The organism is Wolbachia endosymbiont of Nilaparvata lugens (assembly GCF_007115045.1).
Classification (GTDB): Bacteria; Pseudomonadota; Alphaproteobacteria; order Rickettsiales; family Anaplasmataceae; genus Wolbachia.
Genome location: NZ_MUIY01000001.1, coordinates 444,013 through 463,924, shown reverse-complemented (window position 1 = coordinate 463,924; position 19,912 = coordinate 444,013). Strand labels below are relative to the sequence as shown.

Annotated in this window: 18 protein-coding genes, 2 tRNA genes and 1 pseudogene; 12 read left to right on the top strand and 9 right to left on the bottom strand. The window is 34.9% G+C overall.

The features are described 5' to 3' along the window. Position 1 precedes the first annotated feature (1 nt). Complete coding sequence (locus BWZ41_RS02330) at positions 2–757, top strand: alpha/beta hydrolase (protein ID WP_143689276.1); 756 nt, start codon at positions 2–4, stop codon at positions 755–757. Between the two features lie 42 nt (positions 758–799). Here BWZ41_RS02330 and BWZ41_RS02325 read toward each other — a convergent pair whose 3' ends face one another. Together BWZ41_RS02325 and BWZ41_RS08650 are read right to left on the bottom strand one after the other, a co-directional pair. Beyond that, positions 800–2,713, bottom strand: a complete 1,914-nt coding sequence (locus tag BWZ41_RS02325) for an ATP-dependent helicase (protein ID WP_143689275.1) — start codon at positions 2,711–2,713, stop codon at positions 800–802. 128 nt (positions 2,714–2,841) lie between these two features. Further along, positions 2,842–3,258 (bottom strand): annotated as a pseudogene (locus BWZ41_RS08650) (WD_0964 family protein). 206 nt (positions 3,259–3,464) lie between these two features. Between BWZ41_RS08650 and BWZ41_RS02315 the strand changes: the two are divergent. Genes BWZ41_RS02315 through ccmE form a run of 9 tightly spaced genes read left to right on the top strand, consistent with a single transcriptional unit; the run spans position 3,465 to position 12,165 of the window. After that, positions 3,465–4,052 (top strand): NADH-quinone oxidoreductase subunit J, encoded by a 588-nt coding sequence (locus BWZ41_RS02315; protein ID WP_143689274.1) that lies wholly within the window; start codon positions 3,465–3,467, stop codon positions 4,050–4,052. After that, entirely contained in the window at positions 4,043–4,351 is a 309-nt protein-coding gene (gene nuoK, locus BWZ41_RS02310; RefSeq protein ID WP_143689273.1) for an NADH-quinone oxidoreductase subunit NuoK, read from the top strand. The genes BWZ41_RS02315 and nuoK overlap by 10 nt, the downstream gene beginning before the upstream one ends. A 4-nt stretch (positions 4,352–4,355) precedes the next feature. Then, a complete protein-coding gene (nuoL, locus tag BWZ41_RS02305; RefSeq protein ID WP_143689272.1) occupies positions 4,356–6,203 on the top strand; it encodes an NADH-quinone oxidoreductase subunit L in 1,848 nt (615 codons plus the stop codon). 3 nt (positions 6,204–6,206) lie between these two features. Further along, positions 6,207–7,649 (top strand): complex I subunit 4 family protein, encoded by a 1,443-nt coding sequence (locus tag BWZ41_RS02300; RefSeq protein ID WP_143689271.1) that lies wholly within the window; start codon positions 6,207–6,209, stop codon positions 7,647–7,649. Beyond that, the gene (locus BWZ41_RS02295; RefSeq protein ID WP_143689270.1) at positions 7,646–9,034 is read left to right on the top strand and encodes an NADH-quinone oxidoreductase subunit N; all 1,389 of its coding nucleotides are present in this window, start codon (positions 7,646–7,648) and stop codon (positions 9,032–9,034) included. Before BWZ41_RS02300 ends, BWZ41_RS02295 begins: the two co-directional genes overlap by 4 nt. 48 nt (positions 9,035–9,082) lie before the next feature. Continuing rightward, positions 9,083–10,747 (top strand): hypothetical protein, encoded by a 1,665-nt coding sequence (locus BWZ41_RS02290; protein ID WP_143689269.1) that lies wholly within the window; start codon positions 9,083–9,085, stop codon positions 10,745–10,747. Between the two features lie 20 nt (positions 10,748–10,767). Then, on the top strand, positions 10,768–11,646 hold the full coding sequence (locus tag BWZ41_RS02285; RefSeq protein ID WP_143689268.1) for a biotin--[acetyl-CoA-carboxylase] ligase: 879 nt from the start codon (positions 10,768–10,770) through the stop codon (positions 11,644–11,646). Then, entirely contained in the window at positions 11,643–11,780 is a 138-nt protein-coding gene (locus BWZ41_RS08645; protein WP_162848924.1) for a CcmD-like small membrane protein, read from the top strand. The genes BWZ41_RS02285 and BWZ41_RS08645 overlap by 4 nt, the downstream gene beginning before the upstream one ends. After that, on the top strand, positions 11,764–12,165 hold the full coding sequence (gene ccmE, locus BWZ41_RS02280) for a cytochrome c maturation protein CcmE (protein ID WP_143689267.1): 402 nt from the start codon (positions 11,764–11,766) through the stop codon (positions 12,163–12,165). Before BWZ41_RS08645 ends, ccmE begins: the two co-directional genes overlap by 17 nt. An 82-nt stretch (positions 12,166–12,247) precedes the next feature. Here the strand turns inward: ccmE and BWZ41_RS02275 are convergent, their stop codons facing one another. From BWZ41_RS02275 to BWZ41_RS02255, 4 genes are all read right to left on the bottom strand, one after another. Next, positions 12,248–12,541, bottom strand: coding sequence for a hypothetical protein (locus tag BWZ41_RS02275; RefSeq protein ID WP_143689266.1), 294 nt, complete (start codon positions 12,539–12,541; stop codon positions 12,248–12,250). 87 nt (positions 12,542–12,628) lie between these two features. Next, on the bottom strand, positions 12,629–12,976 hold the full coding sequence (locus tag BWZ41_RS02270) for a hypothetical protein (protein ID WP_143689265.1): 348 nt from the start codon (positions 12,974–12,976) through the stop codon (positions 12,629–12,631). A 69-nt stretch (positions 12,977–13,045) separates the two neighbouring features. Beyond that, entirely contained in the window at positions 13,046–14,572 is a 1,527-nt protein-coding gene (locus BWZ41_RS02265; RefSeq protein ID WP_143689264.1) for a magnesium transporter, read from the bottom strand. 457 nt (positions 14,573–15,029) lie between these two features. Beyond that, positions 15,030–15,105, bottom strand: a tRNA-Ala gene (locus BWZ41_RS02255). Between the two features lie 291 nt (positions 15,106–15,396). On the opposite strand from BWZ41_RS02255, the gene BWZ41_RS02250 reads away from it, so the two are divergent. Further along, positions 15,397–15,469 (top strand) — tRNA-Lys (locus BWZ41_RS02250). A gap of 17 nt (positions 15,470–15,486) precedes the next feature. Beyond that, a complete protein-coding gene (nuoF, locus tag BWZ41_RS02245) occupies positions 15,487–16,740 on the top strand; it encodes an NADH-quinone oxidoreductase subunit NuoF (RefSeq protein WP_143689262.1) in 1,254 nt (417 codons plus the stop codon). 22 nt (positions 16,741–16,762) lie between these two features. On the opposite strand, the gene infC is transcribed toward nuoF, so the two are convergent. The 3 genes from infC to nuoI form a co-directional block, all read right to left on the bottom strand. Further along, positions 16,763–17,281 (bottom strand): translation initiation factor IF-3, encoded by a 519-nt coding sequence (gene infC / locus BWZ41_RS02240; protein WP_143689261.1) that lies wholly within the window; start codon positions 17,279–17,281, stop codon positions 16,763–16,765. A gap of 11 nt (positions 17,282–17,292) precedes the next feature. After that, entirely contained in the window at positions 17,293–19,194 is a 1,902-nt protein-coding gene (gene thrS, locus BWZ41_RS02235) for a threonine--tRNA ligase (RefSeq protein ID WP_143689260.1), read from the bottom strand. A 185-nt stretch (positions 19,195–19,379) separates the two neighbouring features. Further along, positions 19,380–19,862, bottom strand: coding sequence for an NADH-quinone oxidoreductase subunit NuoI (nuoI, locus tag BWZ41_RS02225; RefSeq protein ID WP_143689259.1), 483 nt, complete (start codon positions 19,860–19,862; stop codon positions 19,380–19,382). Positions 19,863–19,912 lie beyond the last annotated feature (50 nt).

The window sequence follows — 19,912 nt, the reverse complement described above, 5'->3', positions numbered from 1 at the left end:
TATGAATTATTGTAAATTACTTGATGGAAGTAATGGCCATATAGCATATCGAAAGCTACAAGGAAAGAAGGCTTCTATAGTTTTTCTTAGTGGTTTTGCATCCAATATGGATGGAACTAAAGCAACTACTATTTACAAATTTTGCCAAGAAAATGACGTAGCACTTGTGCTCTTTGATTATTTTGGTCACGGTAATTCAAGCGGTGACTTCGCTGATTATACAATAAGTGATTGGCAAAAAAATTGTGCTAAAGTGATAAGCGAATTAACTAGCAGCAAACAAATAATTATAGGCTCAAGTATGGGTGGATGGCTGATGCTGCTCACTGCCCTTCAATTTCCAGAAAAAATTGCAGCGCTAATTGGTATATCGTCTGCTCCTGACTTCACTGAAGATTTAATATTTAAGCAATTATCAGATAAGCAAAAAGAAGAGCTGTGTTCTAAAGGTGTAATAGATTTTACTTCAGGGTACTGCGCGTACAAAATCACTAAAAATTTGATCGAGGATGGCAGAAAGAATCTCCTTTTAAATCAAGAAACAATAGATATAAACTGTCCTGTGCGCTTATTGCATAGCATTAATGATAAAGATGTTCCTTATCAAACTTCATTGAATTTAGCTGAAAAAATTAAGTCAACAGACGTTGAAGTACACTTAATAAAATCAGCAGAGCACAATATGTCTGATAATCATTCACTGAAAATTTTATTTAAGACCATCAGAGAATTTTTGTCAGGAGAAATATATAATTGAAGTAATTTAGATGTGTTTGTCGTAAGAACTGCAGTTATAGCTTCAACAGTAGGCGCTATTCTTGATCACCTCAACATTTTCTCTTGGCAGTTCTTTAATAAATCGAGAAGTGCGCATTGGTTGCCACTGATTATTAATCTCCCTCCTATCTGCACATGAAATGACTAACCTTTCTTTGGCTCTGGTTATGCCAACATATGCAAGTCTTCTCTCTTCTTCCAAAGCTTTACCACTTTTATCTTCAAAAGATCTTTGATGAGGAAATAATCCTTCTTCCCAACCAGGTAAAAACACGCACGGGAATTCAAGCCCTTTAGCTGCATGAAGAGTCATAACATATACATTGTCATCGCTATTCATATTATCCACTTCCATCACCAAACTAATGTGCTCCAAGAAGGTTATAGCGCTGTCAAAATTCTTCAAAGATGCAATGAGCTCTTTAACATTTTCTATTCGCGCTAAACCCGTCACTCCTTCATTCTCAAGCATTTCCATATATCCTGATTGATTTGCTACGATTTTAACGAATTCATGCAGCGGTTTTACGCTTACTATTTCTTCCCAAGCTTTAATTTTATTTAAAAAATCATTTAGTGAGAGTTTTATTCTCTCAGTCACCTGATTACCATCAACTAATATTTTTGCTGCTTCAAAAAAAGAAGTCTTGTTATCTTGGGCAGTTGTGTATATCTTCTTGAGAGTTGTAGCTCCTATACTTCTTTTTGGACGATTTACGATCCTTTCAAAGGCAAGGTCATCGTTATTATTTGTCACAAGCCTTAAATGTGCGATTATATCCCTTACTTCTTGACGTTCGTAGAATTTTACGCCACTTATAATCCTATAGGGAATTGAGTATTTTATAAAATACTCTTCGAGAACTCTAGTTTGAAAAGTGGCCCTAACCAGCACTGCAATGTCACTAAATTTGTATTTGTTGAGCTTTAATATCTGTTCGCTTATAAACCTTGCTTCAGCTTTTCCGTCCCACAATTTTATTAGACTTACCTTTTCTCCTTCAATATTTGTTGTCCACAACTTTTTCTCTAATCGAGTCTTATTGTGATTGATAATATATGATGCAGTTGCAAGTATATGTGATGTTGACCTGTAGTTACATTCTAATTTTACGATTTTTGCATTTTTAAAATCATCAGAAAACTTCAAAATATTTTCAACTTCTGCACCACGCCAACTGTATATCGATTGATCATCATCTCCTACACAACAAATATTTGAGTGCTCTTTTGCAAGGTATTTTAGCCAAAGATATTGTATTGCATTTGTGTCTTGATATTCATCTACCATGATATATTTAAACTTGTTTTGGTAGTAGGACAAAATTTCGGTCTTTTGATTAAAAAGTTGTATATTGTATAGCAGTAGGTCACCGAAATCGACAGAGTTAAGGAATTTTAACCTTTCCTGATACTGGTAATAGACCTTGAGTGCAGTTACATATACTGGCCTAAATGATTGAATATCTTCCACTTCAGATGGCAATAAGCACTTCTCTTTCCATTGCTGAATAATATTCATAATGGTCTTACATTTTTCCGATAGGTAATCAGGATTTATTTCATCGATAATATTTTTTATTACCTGTAATTGATCATCCACACCAATGATTGTGAAATTGGAATTTAAGCCCACAATTTCAGCATGATGACGTAAAATTTTTGCTGCAATTGCGTGGAAGGTGCCAAGCCATGGTATATTTGTGCCCGTAAGTTCAAGCACTCTTGATATCATTTCATTTGCTGCTTTGTTCGTGAATGTAACTGCTAAGATCTCATCGGAGTAAGCGTAGCCATTTCGAATTATGTGCGCTATCCTTGAAGTGATCGTTCTTGTTTTTCCTGTTCCGGCTCCTGCTAGTATCAAAGTTGGTCCATTTACGTTAGTTACAGCTAATTGTTGCTCTGGATTTAGCAGTGAGAGATAATCGTTCATTGAAGCCCTATAGACTATGACTTCGTAAAGTTAAACCTATGATCCAAATATTGTAAAGATTTTATTGAATAGAACAGTTTAAAGAATACTTCACTCAAGTACTACATATTTAAACGTAGGTTTTGTATCTATCTTGTTTTAGTAGCTTCAGCTGTATGTAGAGTAACAACAACTTGATTTGAGGTGTTGGCACTAGAGCTTCTACTTGTTGGGTGGATAGGTGGAGTTTGGAATGGCTTAGACTTACGATTCAGTTCCTTCATCTCTATTTCCTCAGCTTTAACAGGAAGTTCTTCTGGAATATAGAAGTTATGCATTTCAGGTCGTTCAGTGAGATTTTCATATGTTTATTTCAACCAAGATCCGATATCATATATAAACTCATATGCTTCTTCTTTAAATTCTCTCCATGATCTACCTAAACTGGCTAGTGTGTTATTGAAGTAAATTTTCACATAATCTCTTGTGGTATATTGATAACTCTCTCTATTTAATTTTTTACTTTGCTTGTCACAAGTTTTGAAGTAACCAAATATGTTATACATTTTGAGCCATCACTAACTATTAATATACATATACTATAAGTTAATAAATTAAAACCGTCAAGAGTGTTTATTGCATTACTGAGAAAATGCTCTATTTAAAATGGAGCTGAAGCTTGTAGTACAATGTTTTTAAACGTTTAATATAATATTGACTTTACGGCAATAATTATTTTAAGTTAGTAACTATTGTTGCAGTTAAAGTATCGATGCCTTTTTTCTTTTATTTTTTCGCAATTCTTAGCATTTTATCTGCTATTTGTGTAATTAGTGTAAGAAATCCTGTGAATGCAGTATTATTTTTAATTTTTACCTTCGTTAACTCTGCAGTGCTTTTCATTCTCCTTGGAGCTGAATTCATTGCTATGATGGTACTGATAGTATACATCGGTGCGGTCGCAGTGTTATTCCTCTTTGTAGTTATGATGCTCGATATTGATTACATAAGGTTGCGCCAGGGTTTTGTAAAGCATTTCACTCTTGGTACTATATTATGTGTTGTGTTTTTTCTAGTCATCAGCTTTGTAATCCGCAGCTCAGCACCAAATATAAGCAATGTTATAAACTATAATACTAATAACGTGAAAGCTATCGGTAATTTGCTCTACACTGACTACATGTACGCTTTTCATCTCTCTGGTATTCTGCTGCTTGTTGCAATTGTTGGTGCAATTGCTCTTACTTTGCAGGACAAGAAAAAAGGAGTTAAAAAACAGAATGTATTAAAGCAATTGACACAATCTTCATCTGTAAAATTGGTTAAGGCTAAATTTGGAAAAGGAGTAGAATGGAAATAGGATTAAATTATTTTTTGATAGTTGCTGCTGTTTTGTTCACTATTGGGGTGTGCGGTATTTTCATTAACCGTAAGAGCATAATCAACATACTGTTATCAATAGAAATATTATTGCTGGCGATTAACATCAATTTAGTTGCTTTTTCTGCCTTTATGAATGATATAGTTGGGCAAATTTTTGTGATGTTTGTGTTGACTGTTGCGGCAGCAGAGTCAGGAGTTGGACTTGCAATATTGGTTGTATATTATAGAAGCCGTGGCAATATAGACGTTGAACAAGCAAATTTAATGAAAGAATGAAAGTATGATGAATATACTGAAATTAATAGTATTTTTGCCACTCTTTGGTTCGCTATTTGCAGCACTTTTTAGAAAAAGTCAGTTAGTTACAACGGCGGGGATTGGAATATCTGCAGTTTTATCTTGGTATGTTTTTCTCACCTTCTCTGAAAATTATCACTTGAGTTTATTTCCTCTATTTTCATTAAGTGTATTAAAAGTAAATTGGGCAATTAGTGTGGATGCTCTCTCATCCTTAATGCTTATTGTTATTACCACCGTTTCACTAGTAGTCCACCTCTATTCTATCGGTTATATGGAGCATGACAAAGGAAAGTCGAGGTTTTTTTCTTACCTATCGCTATTTACGTTTTGCATGATTGTGCTGGTTGTAAGCGATAATTTCGTGCAGCTTTTTTTTGGCTGGGAAGGGGTTGGCCTGTGTTCTTATTTACTCATAGGATTTTGGTTCCAAAAATATTCTGCAAATAATGCAGCAATTAAAGCATTTGTTGTGAATAGGGTAGGAGACTTTGCACTATTGATTGGAATCTTTCTTATTTATTATACATTTCACTCTTTGAATTTTACTGAAGTTTTTGACACAACTGATCTTCTTGGCACGCAGAACATTAGGCCATTCTGCTGTGAATTTAAAATAATTCATATAATATGCATATTACTTTTTATCGGCTGTATGGGTAAATCTGCACAGCTTGGTTTACATGTTTGGTTGCCAGATGCAATGGAAGGGCCAACCCCTGTTTCTGCACTCATTCACGCAGCAACGATGGTAACAGCAGGTATATTTTTAGTAGCAAAATGTTCTCCATTGTTTGAGTTATCAAATGTGGCACGAGAATTAATAGTTATCGTTGGTGCACTTACTGCTTTTTTTGCAGCCAACGTTGCGATTACTCAGAATGATATAAAAAAAATAATTGCTTATTCAACCTGCAGTCAACTTGGTTATATGTTCATGGCATGTGGGCTTTCTGCTTACAATTTTGCTATTTTTCACTTAATGACACACGCTTTTTTTAAAGCTCTACTATTTCTTGGTGCTGGCAATGTAATTCATGCAACGCATCATGAGCAAAACATTCAGAAAATGGGAAATTGCTGGAAGAAAATCCCTTGCACTTACGCTCTCATGTGGATTGGGTCTCTTGCGCTTTCTGGAATATTTCCATTTGCAGGTTTTTACTCAAAGGATTTGATAATTGAACATGCTTATAGCACGGATAGCTTTGCTTTTGTAATAAGCTTAGTTGTTGCATTCTTCACAGCGTTTTACTCTTGGAGGTTATTGCTTCTTGTGTTCCATAGCCAAAAACAAAGTAAAATTAATATACATGAAGCACCAAAGATTATGCTTATACCATTACTGATACTTGCTTTTGGATCGGTATTTTCTGGAGTGTGGGGAGCAAATATTTTGAACATAACTAGTAATGCGTTTTGGAAATCAAGTTTAATGGTGATTGATGAGCATGGAGTTCATAATTTCTTTATAAAACTGCTGCCAACCTTAGCGAGCCTAAGTGGAATAGCACTTGCGTACCTAATTTACCAATATCAAGTAATTAGGAAAATTAAGAGTAAATTTTTACTTAAGTTTTTGCAGAATAAATGGTACTTTGATGAGGTGTATGAGTTTGTTATAATTGCACCGATAAGGTTTATATCTAGGCTTTTATGGAAGTTTGATGTTAAGGCTATTGATTCATTTGGACCAAATGGTGTTGTAAGGTTGGTTAATGAATGTTCAAAAATTTCTATAAAGTTACAAAATGGTTATATATTTGATTATGCATTTATTATGTTTGTTACTTTAATAATCGGTGCTTTATATATTATTGGAATTAAATAGAAGGTGTTGTTACTTAGTATATTCTTGCTTCCACTGATAGGAGCGTTGATTTTATCCTCGATCAGGATTAATCATCAATCTATACACCTAAGATTCCTTGCCCTATTTTTTACTATACTTCCATTTTTGCTTAGCATTGTAACTTGTATAGAATTTGATTATAACAATGCGGACTTTCAGTTTGTCAGCTATCCAATCAAGAATGTAGGAATAGGGATAGATGGTATATCGTTGCCTTTCCTTCTGCTTACAACTTTCTTGTTTGTAATTTGTATACTCTATAACTGCAAAATGAGTTATACGAACCTAAAAGCCTATATGGCATTATTTCTACTGCTTGAGAGTTTTGTAGTCGGGTTTTTTGTTTCACTGAATGCTATAAGCTTTTATGTGTTTTTTGAAGCTGTTTTAATACCAATGTTCTTTATTATTGGCATTTGGGGAGGAAAACACAGGGTATATGCAACGTTTAAGTTATTTCTTTATACATTAACTGGCTCATTATTATTTCTACTTGGATTAGTGTACATCTATAGCATTTTTGGGACGTTTAATATACAAAAATTAGCCACATTAGTGCCAAGCCTTGATCTTGGAGTACAGTCATTGCTGTGGATTGCATTTTTTATTTCTTTTGCAATAAAAGTCCCAATGTTTCCATTTCACACTTGGCTTCCTGATGCACATGTGCAATCACCAACTTCTGGGTCTGTGATTTTAGCTGGCTTGCTTATTAAAATGGGAGGATATGGATTTTTGAGGTTTTCTATTCCAATGCTTCCTCAGGCAAGTTTGTATTTTTCAAATTTTGTTGTTGTGCTGAGCATTATTGCGGTGATATATGCTTCTCTAGTTGCGTTTGCTCAAAATGATATAAAGAAGTTAATAGCTTATTCTTCAATAGCACATATGGGAATCGTTACCGCTGGCCTCTTTTCATTTTGTGAGGAAGGAGTGCTGGGTAGCGTATTTCAAATGATTAGTCATGGCCTTATTTCTGCTGCTTTGTTTTTGTGTGTTGGAATGTTATATACTCGAACTGGAACTTTGGAAATTGCAAAGTATTCTGGCATAGTAAATACAATGCCAAAATTTGGTTTTATGTTCATTTTATTTTCAATGGCTTCAATAGGGCTACCCGGAACATCTGGGTTTATAGGCGAGTTTTTGGCTATGGTTGGAATGTTTAAGAGCATAGGGTTTTTTACAGGATTTATCGCACTTGGCACTATTTTAAGCGCAGTTTATATGCTGAATTTATGTAAGCAAATAATATGGGGGGTTAGCTATTCTAAATTATTAAATGATCGCTTGGATAGCATAGAATTTTCTGTCTTAATTTTGCTTGCAGTGTTTGTTATTTTGCTTGGATTTTACCCAACTCTTGCACTGAATTATTTGAAGCCATGTATGGCAAATTTGTTAGTAAAATATAATGCGCTATGAATTATATACAGATATTGCCGGAAACGTTCTCTATTATCTCCTCATTAGTGTTGCTACTGCTTGGAATTATATTTAACCGCCGAACTATCAACTTATTAGCACTTGGCTGCACAGTGGTAACTTTGATTATTTTAATTATTTCGGCAGAAAATAATGAAATTTTTCTCTTTAATTCGTTGTTAAAACTCAATTTATACATCAGGTCAGCCCAAGGGTTAATTCTCAGCACAGGAATTTTAATACTTTTTCTGCTGAATTTATCAAAATATGACTATAAATATGAATTTTCAATACTGATTCTTTTTGCGCTATTTGGCATGATAACCTTAGTTTCAGCAAATAGCCTGATTTCTTTTTATTTAGCTTTTGAGTTGATGAGTATATCTTTGTATGTTCTTGCGAGCTTTAATAAAGATTCAGCTTATTCATGTGAAGCAGGAGTGAAATATTTTACACTTAGTGCACTATCTTCCTGCATTATGCTATATGGAATGTCGCTGCTTTATGGATATACAGGACAAGTTAATTTCTCTGAGCTCGGTTCATTCTTGCAAAACCATCAGATAACTTATGGAATAGTTTTTGGGTTAGTTTTTATCCTTATTGGTTTGTGTTTCAAGCTTGCTATTGCTCCTTTTCATATGTGGGCTCCAGATGTCTATCAAGGTGCACCTACCATAGTAACTGCGTTTTTTTCTACGGCCCCAAAAGCTGCACTTGTAACATTTTTAATTCGATTGATGAATGAAGAGTTAGTAAATGTAAAAAGTTATGTTCAGCCTATTTTCTTATACGTTTCAGCATTGTCTGTGCTTATCTCAGCTTTTGGGGCATTGCGTCAGCAAAACTTAAAAAGGCTGCTTGCTTACAGTTCAATTGGTCACATTGGTTTTATATTTGCTTCACTTTCTATTTTTACACAAGCAGGAACAGATAGTGCCTTAATGTATCTGGTGATATATATCATCACAAGCATAGGGCTATTCTCATATCTCGTACAAATTGACGATGATGATTGTGATGTTGCAAGTTTATCTGGTATAGGAAAGAAACGCCCAATTGTAGCATTTCATCTTTCTGTACTGTTACTTTCAATGTCGGGAATACCTCCACTTGCAGGTTTTATCGCTAAATTTTTTATATTCAAAAGTTTAATAAATTCTGGCTTTATCAGCCTGTCTTTGATCCTTGTAATAGCGAGTGTGATATCATGCTACTATTATTTAAATGTCATAAAAATTATGTATTTCGATAAAGCTAGTGGTAATAAGGTTGCTTATTCTAAGGGTCTATTCATGATCACTTCAGTAGCTTCAGTGATCAACCTCGTTCTTTTCTTGTATGTAGAAGATCTTTACTCATTGATTAATTCATTGACAAATTAACAATTTAGTGTTTATAATTAGTGATTAATTAATATGGTGTAGTGAACAATGAGTAAAGGAAAAACTGTTTTGAAATTTTCAATTGCCGCTCTCTTGCTAGGAGGATCGAGCACTGTAGCTGTTTTATATTTTCCTTATGTTGCTTTAGTAATTAAATTTGGTATTGTAATTTCTACAGCTCCTCTGGCAATTTTTGCCATTTTTGTAGTTTCTGCATTAGATTCAGTAATTACATTAGCAGCATTTACTATTTCCGCCATACGCAGTAAGGGTAAATCTAATAAGGTTAGTAGCGAACCAAGAAGTAAAAATGAAGAAAAAGGACAAAGTCTAGTACAAGAAAAAGATGCACCTACTCCTACGCCACCGTTGCTTTCGCAAGAGTCTGAAAAGTCGGTTATTCCTATTCCACAACAACCACCAGCAGTGGAAGAAACAGAAACACCGCAACCTGAAAACGTTATGGTTAAAGGTGCTGATCAGCAAGCTAAACAAACAGAGGAATCGTTGCCACCATATCCAGAACCCACCTCGCCTCTAAATAGCATGGATCAACTCAAATCGTTTCCTGAATTGCCGTCAATTGTTGTGGATGCGCACAACAATTTGGGAGATGGTAGTAATTCCATCAAAAATTATCAAGAACATATGTCACTTCCAATATATTTGCCCCAACAATCTCAGACTTTACATAATGCAAAACTGGCCTTGGGGCTTAGTTATGCATTAAATGAAAGAAGGCAACAACCTAATCAGGCTAGTACAATAGATATTGACGTTTCCTGGGGCAGTGACTTTGAGGACTCAATAATTGCCAACAATAGCCTTCCTAGTGTTAGTATCACCCAAGAATTAGAAGAACGGTCAGGAGGAGTTAGGTTTTTTTCTGAACTAAATAATGTTCATGATATATTCGAGTATCGAAGACGGGTATCTCTTATGCGTAATTGCTCTAGCAGTTGTCATACTTCTATGTTTTCATCAATACAAGAATCAGAGAGTCTACAAGCAAGCTTAGGAAGTGATAATCCATCAGTGCAGTCTTTTCAACCAGAGAAGGAGCTTTTATATGATGTAAATAAAAAAAATTTTGATAGCGTTGATTATGAAGTAAATTATACTAGACTTTCTGAGAATGCAGGGGAAGCTCCTAATTACGAACGGGAATTTCCACTTACTGAAACAAATGTTAACAGCGGTCCTGAAGCAATGTCCTATGATGTAAATGATAATAGGGTTCCATGCGAACAAACTAGAGAGAACACATTATTAGATTCATTGCCTTCTTATCCAAGCACGTCTTCTCCTCTAAACAGTCTAGGTCAAGCATTGACTAGCTTACCAATGTTTGCTAAACTACGGGTAGCACTTGATCAACGTAAACAGCAACAGCCTAATAGTATTGATTTTCACAAAGCTGATGATGTATGTAGTGTAACTTCAACTGACGTTTCAATAACTACATCTGCGTCTTGTTCTAATCATGCTAGTATGGCAAATAGTTATACTTCTTGGGATACTAATTGGGGTGATTCAATTACACCATCACTAGCTTACCAATATAAACCATCTTTAACCTCAATAATTGAAGGTGTGGAAAGTGGTCCTGAAGCAACGTCCTATAACGTAAATGACAATAGGACTCCATATAGCAGTATGCAATCACCTGTATTATCAAGTTCTGCTAACCGTAGCAACAGTTTTTCTGGATAATTTTTGATAGAATTAAGAAAATGATCCCTGAAGTATTTGAGTGCTTTCATATTCATTACTACAAAGAAGTTTCAAGTACTAATAAAGAAGCATTGGATTTAATTGAGAAAGGGATATCTAATGAAACTGTCATTATTGCTGATAAACAAACAGAAGGTAGGGGGCGCACTAGAAAAAGCTGGATTTCTCTCGAGGGTAATTTTTATGCAAGTTTGGTAGTAAACCTCTTTAACAATTATCTCGATAAAAGCCCACTTTCGGTGTCATTACAGCGCGTGACGCTGGAATCTAGGAATCAAGAAGCATGGATCCCAGTGTCAAGCACTGGGATGACATCGGATGGTACTGGGATAACAGTAGGCTTAACGAGTCAAGTTAAAGACATCAGTAAATTAACAGAATTGACTTTTGTGACTGCTGTTGCTGTTGGCAATACATTACTGTCATTTATAGCTGATAGTAATGTTCAATATAAATGGCCAAATGATGTTTTGATTGATGATAAAAAAATCAGTGGAATATTGCTTGAAAGAAAGTCCAATTCGCATTGGCTTGTTATAGGAATTGGAATTAATGTCAATCATGCACCACTTCCAGGAACAATGTGCATTAGCAATTACGGTGAATCTGTGTCTAACATGGATCTATTAAAGGAATTAATAATAAATTTTAATAAGCTAAGAAAGCAATGGCTATTTGATGGGTTTTATGCTATAAGAGAAATGTGGCTCACAAGAGCATTCAAAGTGAACGAGCAAATTACTATAAAGTTAGCTGATAAATTGTATGAAGGAATTTTTGCTGATGTAGACAAAAGTGGTAAATTGGTGTTGCAGCAAAAGGATGGAAGCTTAATTTATTTTGATGCAGGTGAGTTATTTATTGGCAGTGCATTATGAATACATATGTAATTTTTGCTTACCTTATTAGTTTCATACTGATTGGTGGAAATTTGATTTTTACCGTTTCTTGCTATATAAAAAGTAAAAAAAACTTAGAAAGTCTTAAAAGCAACAATGAAGAAGAAACATAAGCGATTACTTATAACTTCAGGAATTTTCTGCTTTTTAAGTTGTGCAGTTTTTTTTATTTTAACAACGCTCAAAGAAAATATCTCATTTTTCTATACAGTAAGTGAGGCAATAGTTTTACCAAATAATCAAAAGCCAATCCGTGTTGGTGGAATGGTTGTTGAAAATAGCGTGATACGGAGCGAAAGCGAAGTAGTTTTTCAGATGACAGATTTTAACAAAAGCGTTGTGGTGAGATATCAGGGAATACTTCCACCAATGTTTTCAGAAAAAAGTGGTGTTGTTGTGCAAGGTAAAATGTCTGATAACAGTACCTTTTTTGCAGATATGGTGTTTGCAAAACATGATGAGAACTACAAGCCGAAAGTTTTAAACCAAACTCCCTAACCCAATTGTATCCAAAAAGTATGTGAAAAGAGTAACAGCCTGCTAGCACGCTATTGCTTTTATAATTGCTGCAATATAGCTATTACTCCCAGCCATCTATGTTATTATGGTTTATTGTCTCTAATTCTACAATTTCGCCTTGAATTCTATTCAAGTTTTCGATAAGTAGGTAAAATTCATTATTTAATTTAGGAACAAGTGTCTGATTAAAATCGTTGGTAAATTTTTCTATGATTACGTTAACGTAGCTAGCTGATACAGGGTTGTCTTTAATATCCTCAAAGTTTTTAGGTCTAATTTTGACTTCTAAGTCATTTATTGCTTTATAGTCAAAATCCCTCATTTCGCTCATTTCTTTTTCACTGTAATTACTCATATTAATTCCTATAGAAAAATTAAAATTATATATGCAACTTCTTCTAGCCTACTGATAGTCAAATTAAAGATGATCAGGTTAACGCTCTTATACTGCTATTAGTTCAATATTATCACCTTTAAATTGTGGAGCTTCCCATTGATCCTCGTCAGTTGGGTCTATCACATTCATTGATTTTAACTCATCTATTTCGTCTCTCAACTTCTTAAGCTGTTGTTTTAAAGTGTTTGGTATTTCATCACTACCGATCGTATTAATTAATTTACTAAAATGTTCCTCTAATAGAGGAACAAAGTCCTTATTTAGATCGATGACGACCTTATCCAGAATGCTATATAACTCTTTAGCATGTATTGTATCTTTATTTTCCAGGCTCTTACTCCTAAATTTAGGCTCAAATTTGCTTAGTATTTTAAATTCTGTGCCATTATTCATATTGACTCCTATAAAAAGTTAAAATTTCAAAATTAGTTAAACTGGATTAGACGATTTTCTCCAGATCTTTTAAGCGAACGTTATTTCATCATACGTAACTGAATACGCTATTTTATTGCTGTCAAATTCAGTATCAGTACCTTGAAAATATGGAGCCTCCCATTCATTTTCGTTAGTTGGGTCTATATCTTTACCACTTACTACTTCAAGTTTTTTAAGCATCTCAATCATCTCTTTCTGCTTTTCATTGCACTCCTTGGACTTCTTTTCCAACTTCTCGTCCAACACCTTTTTCAACATTTCAATGGTAACATTAGACTGATCTTGATTGCTGAGATCACCAATCACAGCTGTCACTTTCTCATAAGGCAGCTTGTGAATGATGTCTTTAAGCTCTTCTGCACCTAAATTATCCAAAAGTTCTTTAAACTGCTCATGAGACAGATTGCGAGCAAAAGCTTGAAGTTTTTCTGGGTTGTTAGCTAAAGACTTAACAACCATCTGAATCTTATCAGAATCATCAGTTAACTCTCGAGCTACTATTGCAAGTTTATCGTGGTCTAGCTTCTTAACTAAATTATGTAATGTATCTTCTTCTAAAGTTTTTACTAAAGTTGGAAGTCGATTTTTTAATGCTTCGTCAAAAAGAGTGCTTAAAACTTGCTCAGGTGCATCTTGTATTAGTTTTACAAACTGATCATTACTCATTGTCTTGATAACCACCTGGAGCTGATCCATTGTAAGGTGAGGGAAAATTTCTTTTACTTGATCTAGGTTAAAGTCTTTTACTAAGTTCGTAACCTGATCCTTATTTAATAAGGGGACTATTATTTTTAACTTTTCTTGATTTAATTCATGAACAAGAATGTGTAATTGGTGGTTGGTTAAATGACTCACCAAAGCTTGCCATTGATTATCTGTTAAGTGCTCTACTAAATCCTCTATTTGGCCTGGACGAAGAGTATTGGCAAGAATTTCTAACTGACCTTCTGTTAGTTCCTCAACAAAAATTTTAGCAAACATCTTTGATAGTATTATATTCTCTGGTATTTTAGATAATATATCTTTTATTGTTTCTTCACTGACATCCAGTCCAATATATTGTAATGCCTGATTGTCAGGTGAATTAATAATATTTCCTTGATAATCTGAGAAATAATATTTGTAAGTATCATCCAGCTCTTCCTGTGTTACATAATTATGTTCCGATCTCTCAGATTTAACATTATTACGCAAACTACTACCACCATCTCCTCTACTTATAAACTTCGATTCCATTGATAGCTTGACCAACATATCACCGTAATATACAAATGCACAATCGTTTTCTGAATAACCTGGTTTATTTCTAGAAAGAATACTTTTTAGGGCATTCCCCTCTTCATTCCTTATGCAATAAAACCCATCTCTAGCGATGTTATTGCCGCATAATCTTATTGGTAATTCTATCGCTTCATCTTCTTTTTCCAGTTGCACAAGCTTAACTTTTTTAACAGATTGAAACCGAAAAAAGTCAGGCCAATAGACGCTGCTACCAAATCCTTTTGATAATTCCTCTCCGGGTACCATCTTAAAGACAAGTTTTTTTCCACTCATAAGTATTATCTAATAAATTTAATTATATCTATTCTAACATTTATTGATTAATTTATGATTAAATTGGTTTGTACTAGAATTGTAATAACAAATATTACTTGCATAAAGAAAAGTTACAGAAAGAGGGATTTTTTAGGAAACTAGTATAAAACACTCCTAGATTAAAATCACAACTGTACGAACGTTGTAGTTTGGGCCACTAGTGGGGTGTCATCCCAGTGCCCAGACACTGGGATCCAGCTTCTATGCAACTTAATTAAAAACGTTTGTTTTAGCATAAGACAACGACCTTTAGCTCATCAGCTCAGTTATAAGCAAAATTTCTGGATTCCAGTGTCAAGCACTGGAATGACACCATTTGCTGTGCAATTTACCTCCAAAAATGAATGTTCGTACAGCTATGGATCAAAATAAGCTGTTTTGACAGGTTTTGTGGCGTGCTAGAGCTAATATAGACTGGTGGAGGCAAGCGGGATCGAACCGCTGACCTTCTGCGTGCAAAACAGATGCTCTACCAGCTGAGCTATGCCCCCACTTCTTGCTTAAAGCATAAATAACTCAGGCTGAAATGCAAGAAATATTTATCTGTTACTCAATAGTGCACAAACTCTGCAGTTATGTAAAATTCTCTATCTTTTTAGAGTTGTATGTCAGCTTTGCCAAATAAATCTGTTAATTAACAAGAAGTTTTCCTTCAAAAATTTTTAATTAAATTATCACTAATGCAGTACATTATGTAATTTATTTAATCACACATGAAAATTTTAGTTTGATTAAAACGGATAAAAACTATATTACTGTTTAGTGTAGCTGAAAAATAAAATGATCCCGTAGCTCAGCCGGTAGAGCAACTGACTTTTAATCAGTGGGTCACGCGTTCGAATCGCGTCGGGATCACTTAGAATCTTAAAAGCATGCTAAAAGAACAGGATAAAATATTCATAAACTTAAATGGTAAAGAAACACCACTACTTGAAGGTGCAAAAAAACGTGGTAGTTGGCAAAAAACAAAGGAATTACTGGATTTAGGATCAGAAAAAATCATTGATGAAGTAAAGAAATCTGGCTTGAGAGGTCGAGGGGGTGCAGGATTTTCTACTGGCCTTAAGTGGAGCTTTATGCCTAAAAATCCTTTAAAAGCGTATTTAGTAGTCAATGCAGATGAGTCAGAACCTGGTACGTGTAAAGATAGAGATATATTACGATATGAGCCACATAAGTTACTTGAGGGAATTCTTCTAGCTGGCAGAGCGATCAGCGCATCAGTTGCATATATTTATATCAGGGGTGAATTTTATAATGAATATTTAGTTCTAAAAAAGGCACTTGAGGAAGCCTATAAAGAAAACTTAATTGGAAAAAATACCTGCAAATCAGGTTATGATCTTGATGTATTCATTCACAGAGGTGCAGGAGCTTATATATGTGGAGAAGAAACAGCTCAACTTGAATCAATTGAAGGAAAAAAGGGCTTTCCTCGAATGAAACCTCCATTCCCTGCGGGTGTTGGACTTTTTGGCTACCCAACCACAATAAACAACGTTGAAACTATAGCCATGGTTCCAGATATTCTAAATCGCGGAGGAGAGTGGTTTGCATCTCTTGGTAAACCAAATAATACTGGCACTAAGGTCTTTTGCATTTCAGGGCATGTAAATAATCCATGTAATGTTGAAGAAGAGCTTGGAATTTCACTGCGTGAATTAATTGAAAAATACGCAGGTGGAGTGCGAGGAGGTTGGGATAATTTACTTGCTGTAATACCTGGTGGGTCTTCAGTCCCATTAATTCCAAAGTCTATATGTGATACTATTGAAATGGATTTTGATTCATTAAGGGCTGCACAATCAGGGCTTGGTACTGCTGCTGTAATAGTGATGGATAAATCAACTGACATAATAGCTGCAATAGAAAGATTATCACATTTCTATATGCATGAGTCCTGCGGACAATGTACACCATGCCGTGAAGGCACTGGATGGATGTGGAGAATTATGAGAAGAATGGTAGCAGGAAATATTAAACCTGGTGAAGTAGATAAGCTACTTGACCTTACAACTCAAATAGAAGGGCATACAATTTGTGCACTTGGCGATGCTGCAGCTTGGCCAGTTCAAGGATTAATCAGACATTTTCGTCATATAATTGAAGAGAGGATAGTAACTTAACTTATACTTTTAAATGATTTTACTACTTAGCAGCTAAAGTTAAAGAATATTGATTTCCTTCCCTTTTAGGTGCTAATTCTACTTTTGAAATATCTTCAGCGTCTCTAATTAGCCGTTCTAATTTTTCCAGTCCAATTTCAATGTTCATAAGCTCTCTCCCTCTAAATTTCATTGTGACTTTAATTCTATGTCCATGCACAAGAAAATCCCTTGCTTGACGCAATTTTGTTTCGTAGTCGTGATCACCAATATTAGGACCGAGTTTAATTTCTTTTATAGTTAATGTTTTTTGTTTCTTTTTTGCTTCACTTGCCTTCTTTTTTATATCATACTTTTGTTTGCTATAGTCCAGAATCTTACATACTGGAGGAGTTGAATCAGGTGCAATTTCTACCAAGTCTAAATTAACACTTTGTGCAACTTCCAAAGCTTGTCCTATTGGAACAATTCCAACCATTTCACCATTATGATCAACTAAGCGTACTTCCTTAGCTGTGATGAATTCATTAATTTTGTTTTTATTATTCTTTTGAACTTGCAAATTTTTCTCCCTTAACTCAAATTAATACTTTTTAAAAGCAATTCAGTAGCCTTTTCCAAAGGAAAAGACTCTTGTTCTTCTGACCCTAAATTTCTCACTGACACAGTTCTATTGATGATCTCATTTTTACCTATAACCCATAATATAGGTACCTTATTTGAACTATGCAAGCGTATCTTATAACTAATTTTTTCATTGGTCAAATCGTTCTTAATTCTAACACCTTGTTCTTTTAAAATATTGCTGATTTCAGTAGCATAACCATCAGCTTCATTTATAATGGTCAGAATAGCAAGTTGCGTTGGAGCAAGCCAAATTGGAAATTTTCCTGCATAATTTTCTATCAAAATCCCAATAAAACGTTCAAAAGTTCCAAGAATTGCTCTATGTAGCATAACAGGGTGGTGCTTTTGTCCGTCTGCTCCTATATAAAAAGCTCCAAGCCGCTCCGGTAAAATAAAATCAACTTGCAACGTTCCACATTGCCAATTTCTACCTATTGCATCTTTCAAAATAAACTCTAACTTTGGACCATAAAATGCACCTTCACCAGGATTAAGTTCATAACTAAGCCCTGCTTCTTTAACTGCTTCAAGCAGTGCTCTTTCAGCTCTATCCCACACTTCATCATTACCTGATCTAGTATCTGGACGGTCTGAAAATTTCACAGAAATTTCATTGAACCCAAGTTCTGAATATACTTCTTTTAAAAGGTCACAAAACTTTACAGTTTCAGAATTCACTTGTTTTTCCATACAAAAAATATGTGCATCGTCTTGCGTAAAACCACGCACTCGCATCAGTCCATGCAATGAGCCTGAGCTTTCATTTCTATGGCATGTGCCAAACTCTGCCATACGTATCGGTAAATCACGATAGCTTCTGATGTGAGAATTAAAAATCTGCACATGACAAGGGCAATTCATGGGTTTTATTGCTAGCTTTTTACTTTCAGATTCATCAATAATGAACATATTTTCACGAAACTTATCCCAATGTCCCGATTTTTCCCACAGCTCTTTGCTTACTAAAATAGGGGTTTTCACCTCAAAGTAGCCATTGTTCATTAACTTTTTTCTGATGTAAGACTCAAGAACATTATATAAAGTATATCCCTGTTCATGCCAAAAAATCTGCCCAACAGCTTCCTCTTGAATGTGAAATAAGTCCATATCCTTAGCAATTTTGCGGTGGTCGCGTTTTTCTGCTTCCTCCAGACGTTTAAGATAAGTATTTAATTCATCCTTATTTCTCCACGCGGTGCCATATATTCTTTGCAACATTGGGCCCTTAGAATCGCCACGCCAGTATGCACCTGCTACTTTCATAAGTTTAAACGCTTTAACTCTGCCAGTTGATGGTGAGTGCGGACCACGACATAGGTCTACAAAGTTGCCTTGTTTATAAACAGTTAGGTTTTCGTTTTCTGGTATTGATGAGACAATATCAACCTTGTATCTTTCACCTATATCACTAAAGAAATCAATTGCCTGCTTACGAGTCCAAACTTCTCGGACGAATCTGTGGTTACTTTTTATAATTTCCTTCATTTTTTTTTCTATTGCAGCAAGATCGTCCGTGGTAAAGGTACGATCTGTAGCAAAATCATAGTAGAAACCATCTTGAATTGTTGGCCCGATAGTAATCTGAGTATTAGGAAAGAGCTCTTTTACTGCCTGCGCCATTATATGAGCAGCATCATGCCTTATTATATCTAAACCCGCTTCGTCACTCAGTTGTATTACCTCTATCTCTGTATCAGATTCAATTTCACGTGAGAGATCATACAACTCACCATTTACCTTAAAGGCAATTGCTTCTCTCAAAGCATCCGGTTGTAATATATCAAAGCCAGTGACTCTACCACTGTATTCTTTTACTTTTTGTTCGGCTAAAAAGGTAACTTTTATCATTCATTAGACCTTTTATCATCCCAGTGCTTGACACTGGGATCCATGTTTCTTTCTTTTCTAGATTCCAGCGCCACGCGCTGGAATGACACCAAAAGGTGAGCTACTGATCTTTCAGTTAAATAACAGTTGTACAAGAGATCTATTACATACTTGCTGTAAGAAATTTTAATTGTTGACATACCTAGTTAATAATACGGCCTATTCTTTTTTAACCTGAGTGCAATTGCTTCTTCCCAAACTTCACCATTACGCAATAGCTTTTCTTTATTGTACATTAGCTCCTCTCTTGTTTCAGTAGCAAATTCAAAGTTAGGACCCTCCACAATTGCATCAACTGGACATGCTTCTTGGCAAAGTCCGCAATATATGCATTTTGTCATGTCAATATCATAGTGTGTGGTGCGGCGACTACCGTCTTCTCTTTCCTCTGCTTCAATAACTATTGCTTGAGCAGGGCAGATAACTTCGCATAACTTACAAGCTATGCATCGTTCTTCACCATTTGGATACCTACGCAGCGCATGCTCACCACGAAACCTTGGACTTAAAGAGCCCTTCTCCATAGGATACCTCAAAGTAACCTTTGGTTTGAACATATATTTTAATGTAATAACAAACCCTTTAATTAACTCTACAGAAGACCAATACCAAGCTAATTTCTTGAGCATAATATTTAAAACTTGTGTCAGTCATTATAAATCATATTATCAGTTTTCAA